Below are 22,557 nucleotides of genomic sequence, written 5' to 3' on the forward strand. Positions count from 1 at the left end.
ATCTGGCGTTGCTAGCCTAAAGAGGCACTTCGGCAATGTCAGCGATCGCAGGCAGCACCACCGCCTCTGTACCAAAGCGATCGCTCCCCCGCTGGCAGCGCACCGTGTAGGAGCACCGATCACAGTGGCCCCGGTCTGGGTCCGCCTGGGGCAGATCGCCGCCAGGGGCCAATAGATCCGTGAGGCGATCGGTCAGTCGCCGCAGATCGGCCTCGGTGCGCTGATGCTGGGCCGCGCTGTAGGAAATGATGCTGCTGCTGGGTGGCTCAGAGCGAGCTTCTGCACCGGGAGGGGCGACAAACCAGTAGGTCATCGAGACCTGGTCCGGGGTCAGCTCACTGGTTTCAACCAGGAGATAGAGGTATAGACGGGTCTGCCATGCCTTTGCTAGCTGTGCCTGCGTGGAAGGACGCTGATAGGTTTTCCAGTCAATGATCTGGCCCCGGCCTGGCTCCAGCACCAGCAGATCGTAGACGGCGGCCAGGAGGTAGCCGTTGAAGGCCAGGGTGCGGCGGTGCTCGCTCTGGCGAAAGCGATCGCCCTGGGGCGCAAACAGCTCCGGTGCCGCAGCCAGTAACCCCTGTACCGCCGCATCCAAAACCGCGTCTTCTCTGAGAAAGCCCTCAATGGGCAGGCCCAGTTCCCGCTGCTGCATCACCAGGTGAAACTGAGTGCCCCACCGCTGCCGCTCCAGCATCTCCGGGTCGGTGGGTACCGGCACCTGCTCCAGATAGCCGTACTGAAAGCGGCGGGGACAGGTCTCTAGCTGGCGCAGGTGGCTCTGGGTGAGGGTAAGCATGGGAAGGGGTACAAGGTAGAAGGTGCAGGGTTCAAGGTGTTGTTTCCGGCCTTGCACCTTAAACCTTAAACCCTGCACCCATCCTCAACCAGTCCCTCAGGGTGCTACCTAAACCGTCGCCAGCAGCTTGTCGACGTTCTTGGCCGTCTCGAAGAAGTAGGCGGCGTTTTCCTCAGGAGTGCCGGGGAGAATGCCGTGGCCCAGGTTGAGAATGTGGCCCCGATTGCCCGCTTTCTGAATGGTGTCGAGAATGCGATCGCGGATCAGCGCCTGGGAGCCAAACAAAATCGCCGGGTCAATGTTGCCCTGCACGCCAATGCTGGGGCCCAGGCGGCGGCGGGCCTCCGCCATGTCCACCGTCCAGTCCACGCTGACGATATCGACCCCCGACTCGCCCATCAGGTCAAAGATCCCGGCACTGCCGCTGATGTAGAGAATCAGCGGGGTGTCAGGGTGGGTCTGCTTTACCTGCTGCACCACCCGCTGCTGATAGGGCAGCGCAAAGGTGCGGTAGTCCATGGGGCTGAGCTGCCCGGCCCAGGAGTCAAACAACTGCACCACCTGCGCGCCGCAGTCAATCTGGTAGCGCACGTACTGGGCAATGTTGTCGGCCAGCTTGCCCAGCAGAGTGTGCAGCATGGCGGGTTCGCTGAACGCCATGCCCTTGATATTGGTGTAGCTCTTGGAGGTTTTGCCCTCCACCGCGTAGGCCGCCAGGGTCCAGGGGGAACCCACAAAGCCCAGCACCGCCGCATCGTTGCCCACTTCGCTACGCAGGGTCTGCAGAATGGTGCGAATGTAGGGCAGCGCCGTTTCAGGATCCAGCTCGTGCACCGCGTCGATCTGCGCCTGGGTGCGAATGGGCGGGTCGATGATCGGCCCCTTGCTCTCAACGATGTCGAAGGGAATGCCCATGCCCGGCAGCGGCGTCAGAATATCCGAGAACATGATCACCCCGTCGGGGCGAAAGGCCCGCCAGGGCTGGAGGGAGATCTCGATCGCCAGGTCGGCATTTTCCGAGCGATCGCGAAAGGAGGGATACTTATCGCGCAGATCGCGGTACACCTTCATGTAGCGCCCTGCCTGGCGCATCATCCATACCGGGGGACGCTCGAGCACCTCGTGGCGGGCGGCGCGGAGCAACAAAGGTACCTGGTTCACTGCGGTCATAGAAGGCGTCACCAATTTACAAAAACAGCGTTTACAAGAACAGCGTTGTATAAAGCGCCCGCTCAAAAGCGAACTTAAAGCGTAACCGTTAGCTTATCACTCTGTGATGCTCTCTAATTCTTACGGAAAAAGGGGTTCAGCACTTTTCATTCCGCAACATTTGTACACAATTGTGGCCCTCCCCCAGACGTCTGCAGATACTACCGACGACATTGGATCGGGCTCCTTAGGAAACCCCTGCCACCAGAGGTCATCCGAGGGCTAGACATATAACAGTTGGTTAGAGACTTCATCAACGGAGAGCGCATTTAGGATGATACTTACCCGCTTGGCTACTTCATAAGGATTATTTTGAGGCGTCACCACCATTCCTGAATGGGATTGTCCTGCCTGCAAATAGCGCAGATGTAGCCGCTCATAGTCAACTCGATTGTGGGTCAAGATGCAGCGATGTTCGGCTGCGGCATAGGCCAGCTGTTCATCGTCCAAACAGCCTGACATCCCAGCTTCAAGCGTAGTTCGCACATCAAACCCTCGACTTTTAAGCAATGTCGCAACCAGACCAGCGATATCCTCGTCGGTGTAGAGGGGCGCAAATAGACTCATTCCATTTTCAGAGCCTGTCGTACTGCGGGATGTACCAATTGTTCAGGGATATGATTGCGTTCAATGTAACCGTTCACCTCATCCTGATTATCTAAGTAAAACCCTAGAGCATCAAACACTTGGGCCAATGTCATCTGAGGGTACTGAGTTGGAATCTCCTCAGGAGGCGTACCCAATCGCCAAAGACCCACAATAGCCCGCACCGGGATACGTGTAGAAGCGATAATTGGTTCGCCGCTGAGAATATTGGGGTTACGGGTTACATAGCGGGTTACGGTAGCCGCCATAGATTTACCAAGCTATGTGTGGACAGGAAATTTTCTGGATCTGACAGGACTGTCGTCTCTAGTCTTATGGGCTACGGGCAAGCGCATAGGCTCTGAGATACCTTCTAAGCAGGTATCTCAGGCTATCCACCTATTGTAAGACTGTCCCTTTGTCCTATGAGACAGTCCAGTGGATCACTGAGTGACTGAGCCGCTGAGTCATCGACGAATGGACAGGTCTCATCGAGCATCTGCCCCAGAAAAACGTGCGCTTCGCCGTAGAATTAGAGACTGTGACACGTTGGCAAAACACCGAAATTTCTCCATGGACATTGTGAACTTTTTTGAAACCCTGGCGGGCAAGTGGTTCTCCCAGCGCACCACCCACGATCTGGCGGGGCAGAGTTCTCAAGCGGGGCAATCAAATCTGCAAATAGATTTTTTGCCTGCTTCCGATGGCGACCTGGCCGAAACCTGTGCATCCCTGGGCCACGACCTCAGCCAAGTCGCCTGTGGTCTGCGGGTTCACCAGGACAGCCAGATCGACGGGCAGACCCAAAAAACTCAGGGCACGGCTCTGATGATCGTTCTCACCCCTACCGATGCAGGGGAGGGCGTCCTGGTCCAGGCAACCGGGTCGTCGGCCCGCCAGGGGCGCTACCGGATCGAGGACGAGGTTCTGACCATTACAACCCCCACCGAGACCGGCCAGGTGGAAGAACGCCTGTGGTTTATCAACCCCAACCTGCGGATGCGCACCAGCGTGGTCAAAGTGGGAGACACAGAGCAAATAGCGTCGTTTTGCTCCGAAATTCGGATGGGGGTGAGCAAACCCGCTACCTGATGACCGCGGTCACAATCGTGGTGATGGTCGCGGTTGCCAGCAGACCGAAGGCCAGGTTCACCACCCACTGCGACGCCTGCTGATAGGCCGCAAAGCGAATGCTCAGCTCCTTGGTCTCTTCAGTCAGCTTCTGAATGGCTTCGCTGTTGTGCTGGATGGCTTCGCTGTTGTGCTGGATGGCTTCGCTGTTGCGCTCTACCAGGGCTTCGATGCGATCGAGGCGGTCTGTACTGGCGAACATGGAGTGCTCTCCTTATCTACCTGCAATTATTGCTCAAAACCCAAAGAAAAATCCCCCGGTTGTAAGCGGAGGACTTGGGGTACTGACTCTGATTTGCTGGTTTAAGACGTCCCGATTCGATAGGGTGATGGCGGTTTGCTCATCAGCGTTATTCCCCTGTCAGCGGCTTCACCTGTGCAGGTTTGTTATGGCGTGGGCAGCTGATCGGGATGACTGGGCTGCGGACTAGGCATGGGTCTGATCATCAGCTCGTTGCCTTTGCGGCCCAGCACCGCCACCAGGTCGCCGGGCTGGAAATCGACCCCCGGCTCGACCGGAATAGCGGTCCAGTAGGTGGCCTCGTACTTGACCTGGTAGCGCGAGCCGGGTCGCAGCACGTCGGCTACTTCAGCGGTGTAGTCAGACCAGGTGCCTTCAAACACCTGAACCTGATCGTCGTCTTGCCCCCAGGGCACGTGCTCGACGGGGCCGGGCTCTAGGGGAAAATCATCGGGTTCGGGTTGGGCTGGTGAGAAGCTTGTCATGGCGATCGCACCTCAGTGCTAAAACAGTATGGGCTAAAACAGTATGGGCAAGAAACCGGGGATGATCTATGGATCATGATCGATGGCTCATGCCCTGAGGTCTCCCCAACGGTCGTCGGTCAGGCAGTAAAATGCCACCAGCAATCGTCACCATTTATGATGAACCAATTGCGACAGCTGTGGCACTGTTGCGACATGTGAGGATAGTGATTGGCAATGGCAGGTTCTCAGATCGAACAGTGGCAAGAGCCTGAGCTTCAGGTCGATGAGTCAGTGGAGACGGCGGCGACGGCAGCGGCCATCACGCTAGCGCCGGCCCCAGCGCCCCTACCCCGGCCGCGCTGGCAGCGGCGGCTGGCGATCGCCGCTGGCATCGGTGCCCTGGGCGGGCTGGGGGCTTTGCTGTGGTGGTTTGGGCGTACACCGCCCCATCCCCACATCCTCGATCTGTCGCCGTCCCAGAGCCAGTACGCGACCGCCCAGGCGGAAATCCCCCAGCTGAGCTGGCAGGTGAGCTACCCCCGCCAGGTCGAAACCCTTGTGCTGCGCGGGTATGCCCCCGACGGTACCCTGACCTACGGGCCTGAAACCTTCGATCTATCCCAGGGGCTGCCCACCAACCTGCTGCCCTACTGCGACCAGACCCGACGACTGCTGACCTGCCGCGAGGTGCCCCTGGAGCTGCGTAGGCCCGGCCAGTACCGCTTTGAACTCACCCTGCTGCCCAATATTGCCCTCAACCTGCCCCCGGTGCGGGCGGAAAGCAGCCTGGTAACCGTGGCCGATCTACCCCAGCCAACGGTGGTAGAACTCGCTCCCGACCAGGTGATCTACTCTGAGGCGGGCACCCAAATTTCGGCTGCCACCGCCGATATGGCCCCTCCGGTTACCGAGGCGGGCATTCAGGTCAGCTGGATTGTCACCAACCCCCAGAGCCTGCAGGATCTGCTGCTGGTGGTCAAGCGCCCCGACGGGACTACCCTGGGGGGCCGCCGCTTTAGCCTGCGCGACCCCCAGAACCCGACCCAGGTGGCGCTACCCGACGCGCTGCAGCCCTTCTGCCAGATCCAGGACCGGCTGATTTGCCAGGGGGTCCCCACTGGCATGCTGGAGGTGGGCCAGTACCAGTTTGAGCTTACCCCGGTACCCGTCAACCTGAGCGATCGCGAGCTGCCCGCCGCCAGGCAGAGTGAGGTGGTCAACATCGAACCGCGTCCGGTACGCATTGCCGCGTTCACCATCAACGGCAACGAGGCCCAGCCCAAATACCTGGTTCCGGTCGAGCCAGGGCAGCCCATTCCGGGGTTTCAGGTGGCCTGGCGAGTAGAGGGCGGCTCCACGGCGAAAGTCGAGCTGTTGCCGTCCCCCGGCACCGTCGGCCTGCAGGGGGCGCTGTCGATGCCCCTGAGTCCGGCGGGCACCACCACCGTCACCCTGCGGGTAACCGATGGCCAGAATCCTCCCCTGGTGCGGGCCGTCACCTTTGAAACCTTCAACCCCCGGCCCAACCAGCCGGTGGTGATCAACCAGGGCAGCGGTGCGGTCCCCGGCGGTAGGGAAGGCGCACCGGCATCCCAGCCTGCGGCCCCGGTCCGCAGCCGCGATCCGCTGGGGGAAAGCCTGCGCGATCGCGAGTCCTCCCCGAACGCACCCCTGAGCGATCTCCAAACCCGCCCGCTCGAAGATCTGAATTTGCAGTTTTAACCGCATTCGTCCTGGACAGGGTTATGGCCAAACCAGATCACGATTCGGTGGACCACAGCTCGGCCCTGCGATCGCTGATGGTCCAGGCCGGACTGAGCAGTTACCGGGCCCTCAGCCGTACCAGCGGCGTCCCCCGCTCGGCCATTGATGCCCTACGCCGCGGCCAGGTCGGTCGGCTGCAGGTTGCCGCCCTACAGCGTCTCAGCCAGACCCTGGGGGTGCCCCTGGAGACGCTGGTGGCGAACTTCAGCGCCTCCTCGGCAGGCCCAGCCAGCGATGGGCGGGAGGAGGTGAGCCAAATCAAAGCCCTGCGCCAGGAGTGCGATCGCCTCCAGACCCAGCTCGCCAATCAGGCCGAAACGGTGCGCCAGCAGGTGCAGCAGCAGGCGATCGCCCAGCTAGAACCCTGGCTGACCCAGTGGCCTACCGCCGTCCACGCCGCCCAGCAGAAGCCCGACTTGCCGGCCCAAAAGCTGGTGCCGCTGGTGCGCCCCGTAGAAGCCCTGGTGCAGCAGTGGGGGGTAAGCCCGATTGGCTCCGTCGGCGCGGAGGTGCCCTTTGACCCCCAGCTGCACCAGCCCAGGGCCGGCAACCCATCGCCGGGGCAGCCGGTGCGGGTCAGTCACGTGGGCTACCGCCAGGGCGATCGCCTGCTGTACCGCGCCCGGGTGAGCCCAATCCAGACTTAGACGGCCGTTGGCCGCCGCTGGTGCCTGCCCGAGGCAGTCTTTACCGCCCCTTTGAAGCCTCCATGAAGTTTAAAAATTTCTTCCGATTTTCTACGGAATTTGGGCCACCGTGTGGGAATCTTATGCGTGGGTGAGTCATAACCGGGCAAACCCAGTCCACCTGCTATACAGAACCCCACTTTCTAGCTGAACCCTTTATACCTGAACAACTCCCGGCCCTAGGGTCGGGAGTTGTTTGTTTTCCTACCCAGCCACGCCCCTACTCCTCCCGCTCAGGCTTCAGCAGGGGAAAGGCGATCACATCGCGAATGCTGGGGCTATCGGTGAGCAGCATGACCAGGCGATCGATGCCGATGCCCTCGCCACAGGTGGGCGGCATGCCGTGCTCCAGGGCCGTCAAAAAGTCTTCGTCCACTCCGGTGGCCTCCAGGTCGCCCGCCGCCTTGCGTGCCGCCTGCAGCTCAAAGCGGTGGCGCTGGTCAATCGGGTCGGTCAACTCCGAGAAACCGTTGGCGGTTTCTCGCCCGGCGATGAACAGCTCAAAGCGTTCGACCACCCCAGGCTTGCTGCGGTGGGGCTTTGAGAGCGGCGAAATCTCTACGGGGTGATCAATCAGGAAGGTGGGCTGAATCAGCGTGGCCTCGATTTTTTCCTCAAACACTTCGTTCAGCAGCTTGCCCACCGAGTCGCAGCTGTCGAGCCCCGGCAAGCCCAGGTCTTTGACCGCGGCCTTAGCCTCCTCCAGGGTGGCAAACTGGTGGAAATCGAGCCCCGTGTGCTCTAGCACCAGGTCGTGCATAGAGACTCGCCGCCAGGGGGGAGTGAGGTCAATATCGACCCCCTGATAGGTGATTTTGAGGGTGCCCAAAATATCCTTAGCCAGGGTGGCTACCAGATCCTCGGTGAGGGCCATCAGCTCATGGTAGTCGGCGTAGGCCTGGTAAAACTCTACGCTGGTAAACTCTGGGTTGTGGCGGGTTGACACCCCCTCATTGCGAAAAATGCGGCCAATCTCAAACACCCGCTCAAAGCCACCCACCACCAGCCGCTTCAGGTGCAACTCGGTGGCAATGCGCAGGTAGAGATCCATCTCCAGGGTGTTGTGGTAAGTGACGAAGGGACGCGCCTCCGCCCCCCCGGCCTCGCTTTGCAGCACTGGAGTTTCAATTTCTAAAAAGCCTCTGTCCTCCAGGTAGCGGCGAATACCGGTGGTGATTAGCGCCCGCTTGCGAAAGGTGTCGCGCACGGTGGGGTTGACGATCAGATCGACGTAGCGCTGGCGGTAGCGCTTGGCCACATCGGTGAGGCCGTGCCACTTGTCGGGCAGGGGCAGCAGGGCCTTGGTCAGCAGACTGTATTCCTGAACCTTGACCGAGAGTTCACCCTTTTCGGTGCGCTTGATCGTGCCGCGCACGCCGAGAATATCGCCGACGTCGGTGAGCTGCTTTAGATGCTCAAAGGCATTTTCATCCGTTGCCCCCATGTGGGCCCCAATGGTGGCCTTTTCGAGGTAGAGCTGAATGGTGCCGCTTTCATCCTGGAGGCTAAAAAAAGCCAGCTTGCCAAACACTCGCCGGGCCAGAATCCTCCCGGCCAGGGAGACATCGACATCCACCTCTTCTCCGGCCTCTAGACCGGCGTACTTGGCCTGGAGATCGGCGGTACTGGCGGTGACATCCCAGCGATAGGCAAACGGGTTTTGGCCCAGCTGCTTTAGTTCCTCGACCTTTTGCAGCCGCGCCGCACGAATGTCTTCAAGGCTGGAGGCGCTTTGGCCAGGGCGGTTAGAGTCAGACGACATAGCTAGGCAGGTAATGGCGTAAGGTCACAAACCCCCATTATAGGGAACTGTGGCCGCCGCACCGCCGCGCAGTTTGACGCTTTATCAGCATTCTCTAAACAGCAATAGCCCAAGGGCTCAGCTCCGAGAAGTAAGGAGCTGAGCCCTTGGGCTAAAAACCATGGGACGATCGCTTAGAAGTAAGCGTAGGAGGAGGCGGTGGCGGCGGCGATCGCCACTAGCCCCTGGCGCACAAACGACAGCAGCAGAAAGGCCAGGATGGGGGACAGATCAATGCCGCCCAGGGGAGGAATAATCGACCGGAACAGGTTGAGGTAGGGGTCGGTCAGCTGGCTAAGTACCGAGAAGGGAGGGCTAAACCAGTCCACGTTTGGAAACCAGCTCAGCAGGATGCGGACAATCAGCAGGATCGTATAAATCGACAGGAAAGTTGTGAGGGTTTGTACCAATATGTCCATTTGAGAACCTCGGCAGTAGTCGTTACCAACAATACACGGAACGTCTCGGTCTGTCAGTTAGTGTAACGGTTTGCTTCGCCCAGATCGGCGCCAGATCGGTAGATTTGCTGAGCAGGCGATCAGGAGTCAATGCGCGACGGGCTTTCCCAGGGGCGTTCCGAATGACCGTTAATGCCGCCCAGCTGCTGCCTGACATCGTCGATGGCTTCGTTGAGCTGGGCAATTTTGGCCTCCAGGCCCAGGCGGGCAGCTTCAATGCTGTCCTCTTCGGTGTCGTCAAACTCACCAAAGGCCAGGGTGCTGTTGTCCTTGGGCAGGGTGGGCTTGGCCCTATTGCCCCCCGACTGAATCCGCGAGGCGGCCAGGGCACCAACAATGCCCCCCAGTGCCCCACCCACCACGGTGCCGAGCAAAAATCCGCCGACAAAGTTGTCTTGCTGACTCATAAAATCGCTGTCCACACTAACCCAAAGAACCGTTGCTTAGCATACTCTATTGTGCCAAAGCCCAGATTGTGACCAAGCCCAGGCCTGGCTGTAGGCCCCGCCCTGACGCCTACTATGTGATGGATTCGTGACACTCTGGCCCGGGTTTGGCAAGTCCTTGGGGCAAGGTATACCGGCCCACAGGAGAAGAGCTAGGTGCCAAAGGTGCGATCGCCCGCATCCCCTAGACCCGGCACAATAAACCCGTACTCGTTCACCGTTTCATCGATCATAGCGGTGTAGATGGTCACCGTGGGGTAGGCTGCCGCCAGCTTTTGCAGGGCCGGAGGGGCCGCCACAATCGAAATGATCCGCACCACCGCCGGATCAATGCCCCGCTGGGTCAGCTCATCCATCATCGCCATAATGGTGCCGCCGGTGGCCAGCATTGGTTCGCTAATGATCACCCGCGTCGCCGGGTCGAGCTGGTCGGGCAGTTTGTTGAGGTAGCAGCTGGCCTCCAGGGTCTCCTCATTGCGCACAAAGCCCACGTGATACACCGAGGCCAGGGGCAGCAGTGCCTGAATCCCCGGCATCAGCGCCAGCCCCGCCCGCAAAATCGGCACGATCATCGTCGGTACCTCGGGGTTGATAAAGGTGGCCGGAGCCGGCCCCAGGGGCGTCTGCACCGTGGTATCCATTGTGGGCAGCCAGTCGCGAATGGCTTCGTAGCTGAGCCAGCGCCCCAGTTCTTCCATCGCCGAACGAAACAGTGGGCCTGGGGTTTCGGCATCGCGGGCTACCCCCAGCCAGTGCTTTACCAGGGGATGCGGCGGAACATAGATACGCAGTTGGAAGGATGACATAACCCGGCTACCACCAAAAAATCTGCCACATCATACCCCGGAAGCCCCCAGCGGCGCGATTCTCCTCGCCCTCCGCCCCACCCAACCCTCCCCTCTACGGGTCTCCGGATACGGTTGATTCGGTGTAGAATCACCGCTTTTCAAGGGGTAAGCCACACCTGTGCCGACGCTTCAGGTCTGTCAAGATAAGTGTGTTGGCGAAAGGAGATAGCAATGGCAAAGCGATTTTTTGGTAAGCCGTTTATGAACTGGTACCGCAAGCTGCTGCGGAACTCAAAATATCGGTGGATTGTGTTACTGGGCACTCTGGTTTACCTGGTCAGCCCCATTGATATTTCCCCCGATGTGTTTCCTGTCATTGGGTGGCTTGACGATGGCCTGATCGCCACGATCGCAATCACCGAAATCACCCAAATCCTGCTCGATCGCAAGCGCAACCTGCGCCAGGTGGACGAAGAAATTAGCGTTGCCCAGGCCGTAGACAGCGACGAAACCGCGATCGACGTCGATTCTGTTGTGGTGATGTAGGACTCATACCAGAGGGGCAGAAATACGGCCTGCCCCCTTAAAAAACTTGTGAACACATTGTTCAAATTCCCCCAAAAATCATTTTCAAATTAGGAGAAGCCCCCATGACTAATACCGTTCAAGACCGCGTTAAAACCGAGTGGGAAAAAGCCCAAAAAGAGGGCGGTCAACGCCTGGAGCGAATTCGTGAAATTGTCAAAGCTGCTGCGATCGAAACATTGGCTGAGCTGAGAGAAGGATCTGGCGAAATTGAAACCCAGGGTCGCAGAACTCTGGCCGAAATGATCGAGCAGCTAAAGGCCAACGAAGCGGCCGATGCCGCCACCGCTGAAGCCGTGGCCGACGCCGTAGCTGAGGCCGTTCAGGCCGAAGCGGCTTCCCCTGAAACGCCTCAACCCGAAGCGGCGACCAAGGCAGCCCCCACCTGGGCGCAAATCTTTGCCGACTTGCGCTACCTGGCCAACGATCGCAAGGTGGACTGGGCTCAGCAGTTCCTCTCTAGCCTGCAATCCCACCTCGATCGCTTCGATGCCGAAATGGCCACCGAGTACGGCGATCGCTACGGCACCTTTCGGCCGCTGGTGCGCGGGGTGCGCTCCCTGGTCGCCCTGGCCTATAGCAAGGTGAAGCAGGCAGCTGAACCCGCTGCGCCCGTCCACATCGAGGTGATCGAGGTACTGGACGACACTGATGCCCACGTTTAGGTGCCCACGTTTAGGGTTTGAGCGATTAGGGCGTGAATCTCAGAGCGGGTGACCAATAGCGGGTGACCAATAGCGGTGCTACGCCCAACCCCCAAAATAACCCAATCCTAAAGCGCTGCGATCGCGGCGCTTTTTTGCTGCTGTTGCCCCGCCCCCAGCCTTAGCACGGTAACAAACCCGCAGCATAAACATTGCGCTCTGCGAACCTGTGCAACGTTTCCTGGCTATGGGTTAACGATCCGCCAATGGGCTTGGTAGAACAATGAGACTAAGGGTTGGGTGGCTAACTCTGGCCCCTCCCAATCGCCCAAAACCCATTGCAAGCAGTCACCTCAGCCCTGGGCCCAGCCTTCAGGCTCAGTCCAGGGACGATCGCATCCCCTCACCCTTTGGCGAGTGTTTACCTATGGTTAGCTCTCCTCTCGCCCCGTCGTCTCAGCCACCTCAGCGGCAGCCGATCAGTCGGCCAGCGCCAGTCGACCCACAACTGGCGCTGGCGGTCGCCGACGACGGCTTTTTGCGATCGCTGCTGACCGACAGCCTGCCCGCGATCGCCCATCCCCACGAAATTGGCGTCGTCAGCGTAGAGGTGGGAGTACCCCTGCCCGGCCAGGGGCGTATGGATGCAGTGATCACCTTCGAGCACATCAACTGCGTCCTGGCCGGGTCCTACCCCGACGCGCCGCCGCCGCCCGACCTCAACAGCCATCGTCAGTACCAGGCGATCACCCCCTGCCACTCCGACCTCGCCACCCTGGCCCAGAATGTGTCGCTCACCGAGGCCGAAACCCTACTGGCGCGATCGGGCTTTGCCCCCGACGACATTCAGCACATTCTCAACTTGCCCTCCCAGGGCTGGCACAAGTCCTGGTGGTACAGCCTGACGCCGGAGGGGTTTCTCACCGTTCCCTTTCAGCGCCACATCCGCAGCCGCAGCTACGCCGACGGCACCTGCACCCTACAATTTAAAGACCACTATGCTCAGCAGCGTCCCGAAGGGTTTCGCAGCCAGCCCCAAAAGCTGCCGGTGGTAGTGCATTCCCCCCAGTCCGGCTTTTGTGACAACCTGGCCCAAATCAACCTCAGCCGCCAGGCGCTGACCACCCCCCAGACCATTTTGATTGCCGACGATCTCTCAGAACTGGAAGTGGAAGGCTACATTCGCCAAAACGTTAGCCTCTACCGACAGCGCAGTCTGGAGCACATGCTCAACGCCAACTGTCGCTCATGCAGTCAAACCAAATGTCCGCTTCAGGGGGTAGACTCGTCCCCTGTGCTGGCCTGCAGATCCTTTCGGCCCGTGGACATGGGCATGTAAACTTGACCCGGCGGATTCAGCATAGCCGGCATTTTGCTGGTCGTGGCGTGGCGCTGAATCTGCCCCCAGCTCAAGGTGACAGCGCCACCGGCCAGCAGCAACCCAAACACCGCCAGCGAAATCTTGTCTTCGGTCGCTCCCATGAGGCCATCCACAGCGCCTACGGTGAGCGCCGTGGCAATCCACGGTGATTTCCTAAACAGTGCCTTAATGGGTCGGTCTCCTAGATGTAGCAGTAGATGAGCAGGTCTTAATGACGGTGATTTTGCCCCTGAAGAGCCCCTTCTTTGTAAGGGGTGCCGAGGGAAACATTTACAGCCAAGACCGGGGGAGTCTGCCTTAGTTATAAAATATTGTTCCCAATCCAGAGCAATGGCTTACCTAGCGCAGCCCCAGCCAGGTGACGATCGCCTGGCCCGTCGCCAGCTCAAACAGCACTAGCGCCACAAATCCGAGCATGGCGGCACGCCCGTTGAGCCGCTCGGCATAGTCGTTAAAACCAGCCTTGGAACGCTCAATGGTGGGGGTGACGGTGGGTTCTAGCTTGGCCATGACGATGGGGTATGTCGTTTGCTTTCTTAGCCTACCCTATGGGTTGCCGGTTGTGATATCTGAGGGGACAGCTAGAGCGATCGCCCTCTCGGCAGAGCGGTACACTGAGGTTACGCCCCCCCAACCTGTCATTCCTAACCGGTCTGAGATATGCCTAGAGCTGCCATCATCCAGCCCGAGCAGTCGTACACGTTTGCAGACTACTTCAAGCTCAACTTTGCGCCGCAGGACATTTTGGCCTACTTTGGCGTGTCGCTTCAGCGCCAGGCTCTGCACCTGCCCCGCTACCCAGGCCCACTCAACCGCCTCAACGATCTCAAAACCCGCATCGAAGAAAGCCTGCCCCGACTCAGCCTCACCAGCGAAATGGCCCGGCGAGAATTTCTCATTGCTCCAGTGCTAACTGATGTGCTGCACTACACCGAGGCCACCCTCAATGTGGAATATCCCGTGGCGGTGAGCAATCAACTCAAGGGATCGCTCGATTACCTGCTACAAAGTGACACGACACAGGGCACCACATTTCTGGTGATTGAAGCCAAAAACGAAGATTTGGAGCGAGGCTTTGTGCAGTTGGCCATAGAGCTAATTGCTTTAGATCAATGGATTGAGTCCGATCAACCCATTTTGCAGGGGGCCATTTCGACAGGCAATATCTGGCAGTTTGGGCAGTTCGATCGCCAGTCGCGCCAGGTCACCCAAGACCTCGATCTCTACCGCGTACCCGCCGATCTAGACGAGCTGCTCCGTGTCCTAGTCAGTGCTCTGGGAGGTTAAGACCCGTCCCACCCCTTACAATAGGAACTCATCCTCTGACGACTGGAACCCGCCGTGGCAGCACCCTCCCCCCAGGCCGACAAGCCCACCCTGATGCTGGTAGACGGCCATTCCCTGGCCTTTCGCTCGTACTTCGCCTTCGCCAAAAATGCCGACGGCGGCCTACGCACCTCCACCGGCATTCCCACCAGCGTCTGCTACGGCTTCCTCAAGTCGCTGCTAGACATGATGGAGGTGGAGAAGCCCCAGTACGCCGCCGTCGCCTTTGACCTCGACCAGCCCACCTTTCGCCACACGGCAGACAGCACCTACAAAGACGGCCGCCCCGAGGCCCCCGAGGGCTTTAGCGAAGATGTACGGAATCTCAAAGAACTGCTGACCGACTTTGGCCTCAATATCTACGTTGCCCCCGGCTTTGAGGCGGACGATGTGATCGGCACCCTGGCCACCAAAGCCCTGGCCGAAGGGTTTTGCGTCAAAATTCTCAGCGGCGATCAGGACCTGTTTCAGCTGATTGACCCCGAGGAGTGCATCACCGTGCTGCACCTGGGCAGCGCCTTTGCCAAGGGACCCAAAAACGGCCTGGCCCAGGAATTCAAAATCGAAGACGTCAAAGCCAAGCTCGATATTTATCCCCACCAGGTGGTGGACTACAAAGCGCTGTGCGGCGACTCGTCAGACAACATTCCGGGTGTGAAGGGCATTGGGGCCAAGACCGCCGCCAAGCTGCTGGCGGAGTACGGCGACCTCGATGCCATCTACGCCGACATCGACAACATCAAGGGCGCCACTCAGAAAAAACTGGTCGAGGGCAAAGAGTCGGCCTACCACTCGCGCTACATGGCCAAGATTGTTACCGATATTCCCGCTGGAGATTTGTCGATTGACCTGGCCACCTGCAAGCTGGAGGGCTTCGACCCCGATGTGGTGATTCCGGCACTGAAAAAGCTGGAGTTCCAGAACTTTGTCAACCGGCTGGGCAAGCTGCAAGTTGCCTTTGGCGGGGCAGCAGCCGAGGAAACCGCCGCCAAGGCCGCCCAGGCGCTGGACCAGGGCACCGGGAATACCGAATCAACCAAACCTCGCTTTCAAGACACGGGCGGGGCCGATGTGGCCTTCTTTACAGCGGAGGAAACCGACCAGGCCCAGGGGGTCGATGAGGTGGCCATTCAACCCCAAATCATTGCCACCGAAGCTCAACTCTACGAGCTACTCGACCTTCTTTCGGAGCAGAAGAACCCCGCTACCCCCGTCGCCTGGGATACCGAGACTACGTCGCTCGAACCACGAGACGCCGTCCTGGTCGGCATCGGCTGCTGTTGGGGCACTGGGCGAGATCAAATGGCCTATATTCCGGTCGGTCATACCGAAGGCCAGAATCTTCCGCTGGACCTGGTGCTCGATAACCTGCGCCCAATCCTGGAGAGTGACGAATTCCCCAAGGCGCTGCAAAATGCCAAGTACGATCGCCTGGTGCTGCGCCACCAGGGCGTTCATCTGGCGGGGGTCGTCTTCGACACCATGCTGGCCAGCTACGTGCTCAACCCCGAGGCCAGCCACAACCTCACCGACCTCAGCCTGCGCTACCTCAATCTGGTGGCCCAGAGCTATGAGGACCTGGTGCCCAAGGGAAAGACAATTGCCGATATGGCGATTGCAGCTGTCGCCAACTACTGCGGAGCCGACGTGCACACCACCTACCTGCTGGTGCCCAAACTCCAGGCTGAGCTGGACCAGGTGAGCGATCTTAAAACCCTGTTCACCGACGTCGAAATTCCCCTGGAGCCAGTGCTGGCCGAGATGGAGTGCACCGGCATTCGGGTGGACCCCGACTACCTGGCCACGTTCTCCAAGCAGCTCGAAACCGACCTGGCCCGCATTGAGCAAGAGGCCTACGACCACGCTGGGGAAACCTTCAACCTGGGGTCGCCCAAGCAGCTCAGCGAGCTGTTGTTTGAAAAGCTGGGCCTCGACAAGCGCAAGTCACGCAAAAACAAGTCGGGCGGCTACTCCACCGATGCCGCCACCCTCGAAAAACTCCAGGGCGACCACGCCGTGGTCGATCTGGTGGTCGAGCACCGCACATTATCCAAGCTGAAATCGACCTACGTGGATGCGCTGCCCACGCTGATTCGCCCGGAAACCCACCGGGTTCACACCGACTTTAACCAGGCGGTGACGGCCACGGGGCGGCTGTCGTCGTCGAACCCCAACCTGCAAAATATCCCCATTCGCACCGCCTTTAGCCGCCAGATTCGGGCAGCGTTCATTCCAGAGCCGGGCTGGCAGCTGGTGGCTGCCGACTACTCGCAGATTGAGCTGCGTATTCTCGCCCACCTCAGCGGCGAGCCGGTGCTGGTGGAAGCCTACAGCACGGGGGATGATGTCCACGCTCTGACGGCAAAGCTGCTGTTTGAGAAAGACGAGATTACCGCTGAGGAGCGGCGGGCGGGCAAGGTGATCAACTTTGGCATTATCTACGGCATGGGGGCCTCGCGCTTTGCTCGCGAGGCCGGGGTCAACCGCGCCGACGCCAAGACCTTTATCGATCGCTACTACGATCGCTACCCCAAGGTGTTTGAGTACCTGCAGCAGATGCAGCGCGAGGCGATCGCCCAGGGCTACGTGCAGACCATCTGCGGCAGGCGGCGGTACTTTAACTTTACCGATGGCAAGCTGCGATCGCTGCGCGGCAGCGACCCGGCTTCTATTGATCTAGACACCATTCGCCCCGGTGGCTATGACGCAGGTTCGCTGCGGGCCGCCGCCAATGCCCCCATCCAGGGTAGCAGCGCCGACATCATCAAAATCGCCATGATTCGCCTGCACGACCTTTTGAAAGACTACCAGGCCAACTTACTTTTGCAGGTGCATGACGAACTGGTGTTTGAGGTGCCCCCCGCCGAGTGGGACGAGCTACAGCCCAAAATTATTGCCACCATGGAATCGGCAGTGGAGCTGAAGGTGCCCCTCAAAGTCGAGGCCCACGCTGGCCCCAACTGGATGGAGGCGAAGTAGCAGCCAAACAGTTGATTACTAAACATACTATTAGAGAGATGTTCAACCTGGCGCTATGACTCTTGCTGAAGAAATCCTGCACCACCTAGCGGCTCTTTCTGAAAAAGAGCAAGCAGAAGTACTCAATTTTGTTGAGTACCTAGAAGCTCGCAGCCAAGAACAGAGACGGCGCAAAGACCTACAGGACTGGGAGACTTTTTCCCTCCATGCTGCTATGCAAGGTCTAGAGAATGATCCTGTTGACTACAGCGCAGCAGATTTAAAGGAAACTTTCTCATGATTGAGGAAGGGCAAATTATTCTTTTTCCATTTCCTACAACTGACCAAAGACCTGGAAAACTACGACCTGCTCTTGTGCTTCGCCAGTGTCCTACCCAATATGAAGACTGGCTAATCTGCATGATTTCGTCCCAGCTAGTTCAGCAGGTACCTGACATTGATGAAATTATCCTCGAAAGCGATGGTGACTTTGGTAGCAGTGGCCTAAAACAAGCGAGCGTTATCCGCGTTTCACGTCTTGCCGTTGTTAATCAGGCAATTTTTCTAGGTACCACAGGAAAAATTGCAGACGACCGTTTGGTCAGACTGAAGCAAAGGTTCGTCAGCTGGATTTTGGGATAAGTAGATTCTTACTGCATTACCTGGCGCATGTAGTTAGTTGCCCCACTCGTTAGCTTTACAAAATCAAACCTGCGATCGCGGCTCAAGCTGGGCCGCGATCCAGCTTTCCTCCTCTTTTGAGAAAGCAGGCGGGGGAGGCAGTTCGTCATAGTTCACTGAAAGATCGTAGGCGGCTTCGTCGTAAATTTCGCTCAGGGCAGTCTGTAAATCTAGCGGCACATCCTCATCCGGCGGCTGTAGCGGAATGGGCACCACTGGCAGCGGCGAAGTCAGCGGTACGGGCCAAATTTCAGTCTTTTTTGCACCGGCCCGAGTTAGGGCGATGCAGTAGGGCACCGAGGGCAACCTGCTTTGGGCAAAGGGGCGCGTTCCTCGACGCAGCAAATCTATTTCTAAGAGGTGAACGTTGGCGGCATAGAGCCGTCTTCGCTTTTGGCGATAGGCCGTTAATCCTGGTTCTCGCTTGTTGACTGGAGACAGAATTTCAAGACTGGTCACCAGCCGATTTTTAGCGACGTCTCGAATTTCAACCGTGGTTAGACGAACTTCAACGGTTTCAGGGAACGGCAGGGTCAAGCTCGGCGGGGTAATAACGGCTGTATCGGTGCCGTTAGTTTGGCGAATTTGTGGTTGACCTGGGGCTTCTAGCACTTCGACATCGGGGTATAAGATGCCGATTTCCCCTTCCGGGAAGGGATCTTCTGCCAGGTAAACCTCTAAGCGAGCGATATACCTGGGGCGCAGCAGCGGGGCGAGCTTTTGGCGAATTTTGCTCACCAGGGCGCTTTGGACATCGGGCCACAGATACCCTTCAAGGTAAGGATCCATACCAGGAAAGGGAGAAGGCATGGTTCAACCATGGATGACGCTTCCCAGATCCTAAGCGATACAGAGGCTAAACGTTATCGCGGGCTCTCATTTGGGCCTAAAAGAAAAGGGGAATGGCTAACTAGAAGGAGCCATCCCCTCCCCTAGATGTTTTGAGTCAATAGATTGTTTTAGGGGGCCAGCCATACCGCTGGCTTTGGCGCAGCGAGTGAACCGTTGGCCCATAGGCCATGGTGGATTTGGTAGACATAATTGGGGCTCAGGTAGGTGAAAACAGGATAGACAAAGAGCCAAGGCGTCTCTGTGCCTGCTGACAAACCACTGGCCTACCGCACCACCTGGCGCATGTAGTTGCCCCACACCGCCGCCGCCTGGCCACTGCTGCCCCGGGTTGGGGTGTTGTCATCGTTGCCCAGCCAGACGCCCGTGGTCAGGTTGCGCCCCGGCACAAAGCCGATAAACCAGAGGTCGCGGTTGTCGTCGGTGGTGCCGGTTTTGCCCGCCTCTCCCAGGCCCAAAAAGGCGCTGCGTCCGGTGCCGCCCTGTACCACGCCCTGCAACAGCCCGGTCAAAGTGCGGGCGATCGCGGGGTCGATCGCCTGGCGATCGGCATCGCCAGCCTGGCCAAATTCGTAGATCACGCGGCAGGTGTTGATGTCGTTGGGATCGCCACAGTCGCTGCTGTCCAGCACTCGCTCAATGCCGTGGGGGCGGTTCCACACGCCATTGTTGGCGACAGCGGCAAAGGAGCCGGTGATTTCCAGCGGGGTGACCTCGCTTTCGCCCAGGGTCAGGCCAGGGGAGGCCACCAGCCTGGACTCGATCCCCAGCCGCTGGGCTATATTGATGACGTTGCGCAGGCCCGCCTCCTGGGCAATCCGCAGGGCCACCACGTTTTCGGAGCGGGCCATCCCGGCATACATATCGAGGGGAGCCGACCCCGAGCGACAGCCGGCAAACCGCTGCCCGTTCCAGGTCATTGGCGAACAGGCGTAGGAGCGACCGGGGGGAATGCCCTGCTCCAGGGCCGCCCCAAAGGCAAACAGCTTAAACGTCGAGCCCGGCTGGCGCAGCGCCTGGGAGGCCCGGTTGAACTGGCTTTGGCCAAAGTCTACGCCGCCCACCAGGGCCCGAATAGCACCGCTGGAGCTGTCCAGGGTGACTACGGCCCCCTGGGAATAGGCCAGAGCCGCTCCCTGGGTGGCAATGTCCTGGCTCAGGGCGCTCTCGGCGGCGGCCTGCAGGTTGAGGTCAATGCTGGTCTGCACGAAAAAGTTGCCCTCGCGGGCCAGGGAGGTGCCCAGCACCGCGTCCAGCTCTTGAAACACGTAGCTGTAGAAGTAGGGAGCGCGGGTGCTCTGGAGCTGCCGGGTGGCGTCGGGGCTGATTTCAATCCGCGATCGCCGCGCCCGCCGCGCCTCCTCCTGGCTGACCATGCCCAGGCTCACCATGCGATCGAGCACGCGATCGCGGTAGAACACAGCAGCATCGTAGTTCTGCACCGGGTTGAAGGCGTTGGGACCGGGCAGAATGCCCACCAGGGTCGCCGCCTCCGACAGGGTGAGGTCGCGAGCAGGTTTGTTGAAGTAAAACTGCGCCGCATCCTCAAAGCCGTAGAGACTGTCGCCCAAGTACACCCGGTTCATGTAGGTGAGCAGCAGATAGTTTTTGCTGTAGAACGTCTCCAGCTTGAGCGCCGTAATCGCCTCGCGAATTTTGCGTCCGGCGGAGTCTTCGGTGCCCACATACTCGCGATAGACGCTGCGGGCCAGCTGCTGGGTAATGGTGCTGCCCCCCTGGCGAATAGCTCCCCCCTGAAAATTCACCCACACGGCCCGCAAAATGCCCAGGGGATCGACCCCCAGGTGCCAGTGGTAGCGAGTGTCTTCGGAGGCGATCAGCGCCTGGGGCAGGTAGGGGGAGAAGTCGCCCATGCGGCGCAGCTCCCGGTGGGACAGGTTCAGCTGCTCCCGCAGGGGTACCGAAGCGCCATTTTCTTCGCCAAACACCACTACAGGGCCCTGCACCGAGTCGGGCAGGGGGCGCATGGGAATCTTGGGCCACTCCACCCCGACAATCCAGGCCCCCACCGCCAGGGACAGCCCCGTGAACCCGTAGAGGGTGTAGCGGGCCGTTTTGACGTACCAGGGGGGCGGTTCGTTAAACCGGAGGGTAACGGCGTCTTGAAGTTCCGGGGGGCCAAGGGTGTAGACATCGCCGTGGTTCATCACCGCCTGGGTGAGCCGCTTTTTGCCCCGGTAGATGCCGTTGGTAGAGTTGCGGTCCTTCATCACGAAGGGCTGGCTGGGGCGATTGGTGTCGCGGGTGAGGGTGGCGTGCACCTGGCTGACAATGGGGCTGGGAGCCACGATGTCGCACTGGGAACTGCTGCGCCCCATGATGTAGTGTTCCCCCAGCAGGGGGTAGGTGGTGGGCTTACCGTTGACCGTGACCTCTAGTTCGGCCGCACGGGCACCGGGCTTGACCGCCAGCTTGCCAAAGTCGACCTTGGCTTGCACAGCATGAAAGGCCTGGGTAACGGTTTTGAGCAGGGTACGAGGCTGGGGGGGGTTTGGGGGCGACATGGCAAGTGGCAGTAGGCCCAACCGACAATACAGCCTTATTGTAGTCATAAGCTTTGCAATCGCTCTGGCAGATAGGCCACTTTTAGGGATGGTTACCCAGGGCAATAGCTACACAATTGTCCAGCGACCGTCTCTGTAACCGATCGGCAAAATTCAATTTTTAACCGCCTGGGGTGGTCGCGTCACCCGCCTGGGGCCGCTGAATGCGACAGTACTGCACCAGCGCCACAAAAAGGGCTGTTCCCACCGCGTACTTCAACCCATTGGGAATCCAGGTCTGGGGGGAGAAAAACCCTTCGATCAGCCCCGCAATCACCAGCATGGGAACAATGCCGTAGAGCAGCTGTGCCGCCTGGAGCCCGTAGAGCTTGAGGGCATCGATGCGGCGGTAGGCACCGGGCAGCAAAATGCCCCGGGCCAGCAGCAACCCCGCCCCGCCCGCCATAAAAATGGCCGGTAGCTCCAGCGCCCCGTGGGGAAAGACAAAGGCCCAGAGGTCGTAGGCCAGGTTGGCCTGGGCCACCAGCACCCCCACGCAGCCGATCATCACCCCATTGACCACCAGCAGAAAAACCGTGAAGGCCCCCGGCGGCGTAATCAGCGGCCCCTGGGGTAGAAACATGGTCACGCCCCCCACCAGCGCCCTGAGCGCCACCCCAATGTTGTTGATCATAATGCCGCTGGAGGCCACGGGTTCAATGCCCAGGATGGAGACGGTCCAGAGTTCCTGGCTGGTTTTTACTTCTTCGACAAAGTCTTGCCCCAGTACCAGGGTGAGGAAGGCCGGGTCTTGCCAGGCCAGCCACCAGCCCAGCAGCCCGCCCGTTGCAAACAGAGCCGTTGAAATTGCGATATAGACCCAGCTCCGCTGCACCACCGCCGGAAACCCGTAGCGGCAAAACTCCCACAGCGCCTGCCACTCCTGCCGGCGCGAGCCCTGGTAAATCTGGCTGTAGCTGCGGCTGGTGAGCCGCTGCAGGTCTTTGATCACCGCCTGGCCCACCCCATTACCCTTTGCCCGCGCCAGATCGGCGGACACAGAACGGTAGAGGCTGGCCATTTGCCGCACCTGATCCGCTGAGAGGGACCTGAGCCCCTTTTTTTCGGCCTGGGTCAGTAACGCCTCAAGCTGCCGCCAGCTGACTTCTCGTCGGGCCATCCAACGCTGAACATTCATGAAGCAAAGGGGTAAAAACGGGCATGTTAAAGAGCAGTGTAGGCTAACCTCAAATG

At 59.5% G+C, this 22,557-nt stretch carries 24 protein-coding genes; 10 read left to right on the plus strand and 14 right to left on the minus strand.

The features are described from left to right. Positions 1–16: 16 nt before the first annotated feature. The 4 genes from NF78_RS08675 to NF78_RS29275 all read right to left on the minus strand — a co-directional run bounded on the left by NF78_RS08675 (position 17) and on the right by NF78_RS29275 (position 2,862). Complete coding sequence (locus tag NF78_RS08675; RefSeq protein WP_035985773.1) at positions 17–799, minus strand: PD-(D/E)XK nuclease family protein; 783 nt, start codon at positions 797–799, stop codon at positions 17–19. A 108-nt stretch (positions 800–907) separates the two neighbouring features. Further along, positions 908–1,969, minus strand: coding sequence for a uroporphyrinogen decarboxylase (gene hemE, locus NF78_RS08680; protein ID WP_035985774.1), 1,062 nt, complete (start codon positions 1,967–1,969; stop codon positions 908–910). Between the two features lie 261 nt (positions 1,970–2,230). Next, positions 2,231–2,575, minus strand: coding sequence for a DUF5615 family PIN-like protein (locus NF78_RS08685; protein WP_035985775.1), 345 nt, complete (start codon positions 2,573–2,575; stop codon positions 2,231–2,233). Next, complete coding sequence (locus NF78_RS29275) at positions 2,572–2,862, minus strand: DUF433 domain-containing protein (RefSeq protein WP_072016027.1); 291 nt, start codon at positions 2,860–2,862, stop codon at positions 2,572–2,574. The genes NF78_RS08685 and NF78_RS29275 overlap by 4 nt, the downstream gene beginning before the upstream one ends. Before the next feature lie 304 nt (positions 2,863–3,166). Here NF78_RS29275 and NF78_RS08690 point away from each other — a divergent pair, with 304 nt between their 5' ends. Then, positions 3,167–3,685: a phycobiliprotein lyase gene (locus tag NF78_RS08690; RefSeq protein WP_035985776.1), complete on the plus strand. Its 519-nt coding sequence runs from the start codon at positions 3,167–3,169 to the stop codon at positions 3,683–3,685. Here NF78_RS08690 and NF78_RS08695 read toward each other — a convergent pair. Further along, positions 3,678–3,926: a hypothetical protein gene (locus tag NF78_RS08695; RefSeq protein ID WP_035985777.1), complete on the minus strand. Its 249-nt coding sequence runs from the start codon at positions 3,924–3,926 to the stop codon at positions 3,678–3,680. The two genes, NF78_RS08690 and NF78_RS08695, sit on opposite strands and share 8 nt — an antisense overlap. Before the next feature lie 185 nt (positions 3,927–4,111). Further along, positions 4,112–4,450 (minus strand): NfeD family protein, encoded by a 339-nt coding sequence (locus NF78_RS08700; protein WP_035985778.1) that lies wholly within the window; start codon positions 4,448–4,450, stop codon positions 4,112–4,114. Positions 4,451–4,666: 216 nt separating this feature from the next. Here NF78_RS08700 and NF78_RS08705 point away from each other — a divergent pair, with 216 nt between their 5' ends. Then, the gene (locus tag NF78_RS08705; RefSeq protein WP_035985779.1) at positions 4,667–6,154 is read left to right on the plus strand and encodes a hypothetical protein; all 1,488 of its coding nucleotides are present in this window, start codon (positions 4,667–4,669) and stop codon (positions 6,152–6,154) included. Between the two features lie 23 nt (positions 6,155–6,177). Further along, complete coding sequence (locus NF78_RS08710; protein WP_035985780.1) at positions 6,178–6,843, plus strand: helix-turn-helix domain-containing protein; 666 nt, start codon at positions 6,178–6,180, stop codon at positions 6,841–6,843. 259 nt (positions 6,844–7,102) lie between these two features. On the opposite strand, the gene lysS is transcribed toward NF78_RS08710, so the two are convergent. The 4 genes from lysS to upp all read right to left on the minus strand — a co-directional run bounded on the left by lysS (position 7,103) and on the right by upp (position 10,393). After that, positions 7,103–8,644: a lysine--tRNA ligase gene (gene lysS / locus NF78_RS08715; protein ID WP_052050007.1), complete on the minus strand. Its 1,542-nt coding sequence runs from the start codon at positions 8,642–8,644 to the stop codon at positions 7,103–7,105. A gap of 173 nt (positions 8,645–8,817) precedes the next feature. After that, positions 8,818–9,102: a YggT family protein gene (locus tag NF78_RS08720; protein ID WP_035985781.1), complete on the minus strand. Its 285-nt coding sequence runs from the start codon at positions 9,100–9,102 to the stop codon at positions 8,818–8,820. Between the two features lie 119 nt (positions 9,103–9,221). Further along, positions 9,222–9,548, minus strand: a complete 327-nt coding sequence (locus NF78_RS08725) for a hypothetical protein (protein WP_035989167.1) — start codon at positions 9,546–9,548, stop codon at positions 9,222–9,224. Positions 9,549–9,739: 191 nt separating this feature from the next. After that, positions 9,740–10,393 (minus strand): uracil phosphoribosyltransferase, encoded by a 654-nt coding sequence (gene upp / locus NF78_RS08730; RefSeq protein ID WP_035985782.1) that lies wholly within the window; start codon positions 10,391–10,393, stop codon positions 9,740–9,742. Between the two features lie 213 nt (positions 10,394–10,606). Here upp and NF78_RS08735 point away from each other — a divergent pair, with 213 nt between their 5' ends. The 3 genes from NF78_RS08735 to NF78_RS08745 all read left to right on the plus strand — a co-directional run bounded on the left by NF78_RS08735 (position 10,607) and on the right by NF78_RS08745 (position 12,943). Beyond that, positions 10,607–10,921, plus strand: coding sequence for a YkvA family protein (locus tag NF78_RS08735; RefSeq protein WP_035985783.1), 315 nt, complete (start codon positions 10,607–10,609; stop codon positions 10,919–10,921). 104 nt (positions 10,922–11,025) lie between these two features. After that, the gene (locus tag NF78_RS08740; RefSeq protein ID WP_035985784.1) at positions 11,026–11,625 is read left to right on the plus strand and encodes a hypothetical protein; all 600 of its coding nucleotides are present in this window, start codon (positions 11,026–11,028) and stop codon (positions 11,623–11,625) included. Between the two features lie 406 nt (positions 11,626–12,031). Continuing rightward, positions 12,032–12,943, plus strand: coding sequence for a hypothetical protein (locus tag NF78_RS08745; RefSeq protein WP_035985785.1), 912 nt, complete (start codon positions 12,032–12,034; stop codon positions 12,941–12,943). A gap of 381 nt (positions 12,944–13,324) precedes the next feature. Here the strand turns inward: NF78_RS08745 and NF78_RS31015 are convergent, their stop codons facing one another. Further along, on the minus strand, positions 13,325–13,495 hold the full coding sequence (locus tag NF78_RS31015; protein ID WP_035985786.1) for a chlorophyll a/b-binding protein: 171 nt from the start codon (positions 13,493–13,495) through the stop codon (positions 13,325–13,327). 150 nt (positions 13,496–13,645) lie between these two features. Between NF78_RS31015 and NF78_RS08755 the strand changes: the two genes are divergently transcribed. From NF78_RS08755 to NF78_RS08770, 4 genes are all read left to right on the plus strand, one after another. Further along, a complete protein-coding gene (locus NF78_RS08755) occupies positions 13,646–14,272 on the plus strand; it encodes a hypothetical protein (RefSeq protein ID WP_035985787.1) in 627 nt (208 codons plus the stop codon). A gap of 93 nt (positions 14,273–14,365) precedes the next feature. Continuing rightward, on the plus strand, positions 14,366–17,290 hold the full coding sequence (polA, locus tag NF78_RS08760; protein ID WP_052050634.1) for a DNA polymerase I: 2,925 nt from the start codon (positions 14,366–14,368) through the stop codon (positions 17,288–17,290). Between the two features lie 55 nt (positions 17,291–17,345). After that, positions 17,346–17,570, plus strand: coding sequence for a DUF2281 domain-containing protein (locus NF78_RS08765; protein ID WP_035985789.1), 225 nt, complete (start codon positions 17,346–17,348; stop codon positions 17,568–17,570). After that, the gene (locus NF78_RS08770; protein WP_035985790.1) at positions 17,567–17,911 is read left to right on the plus strand and encodes a type II toxin-antitoxin system PemK/MazF family toxin; all 345 of its coding nucleotides are present in this window, start codon (positions 17,567–17,569) and stop codon (positions 17,909–17,911) included. Before NF78_RS08765 ends, NF78_RS08770 begins: the two co-directional genes overlap by 4 nt. 63 nt (positions 17,912–17,974) lie before the next feature. Here the strand turns inward: NF78_RS08770 and NF78_RS08775 are convergent, their stop codons facing one another. The 3 genes from NF78_RS08775 to NF78_RS08785 form a co-directional block, all read right to left on the minus strand. After that, a complete protein-coding gene (locus NF78_RS08775) occupies positions 17,975–18,760 on the minus strand; it encodes a DUF4058 family protein (RefSeq protein WP_035985791.1) in 786 nt (261 codons plus the stop codon). Positions 18,761–19,065: 305 nt separating this feature from the next. Further along, complete coding sequence (locus NF78_RS08780) at positions 19,066–21,324, minus strand: transglycosylase domain-containing protein (protein ID WP_035985792.1); 2,259 nt, start codon at positions 21,322–21,324, stop codon at positions 19,066–19,068. A 160-nt stretch (positions 21,325–21,484) separates the two neighbouring features. Next, positions 21,485–22,501, minus strand: a complete 1,017-nt coding sequence (locus NF78_RS08785; protein ID WP_035985793.1) for a stage II sporulation protein M — start codon at positions 22,499–22,501, stop codon at positions 21,485–21,487. Positions 22,502–22,557 lie beyond the last annotated feature (56 nt).

This window comes from Leptolyngbya sp. KIOST-1, assembly GCF_000763385.1.
In the GTDB taxonomy this organism is placed as follows: Bacteria; Cyanobacteriota; Cyanobacteriia; order Phormidesmidales; family Phormidesmidaceae; genus Nodosilinea.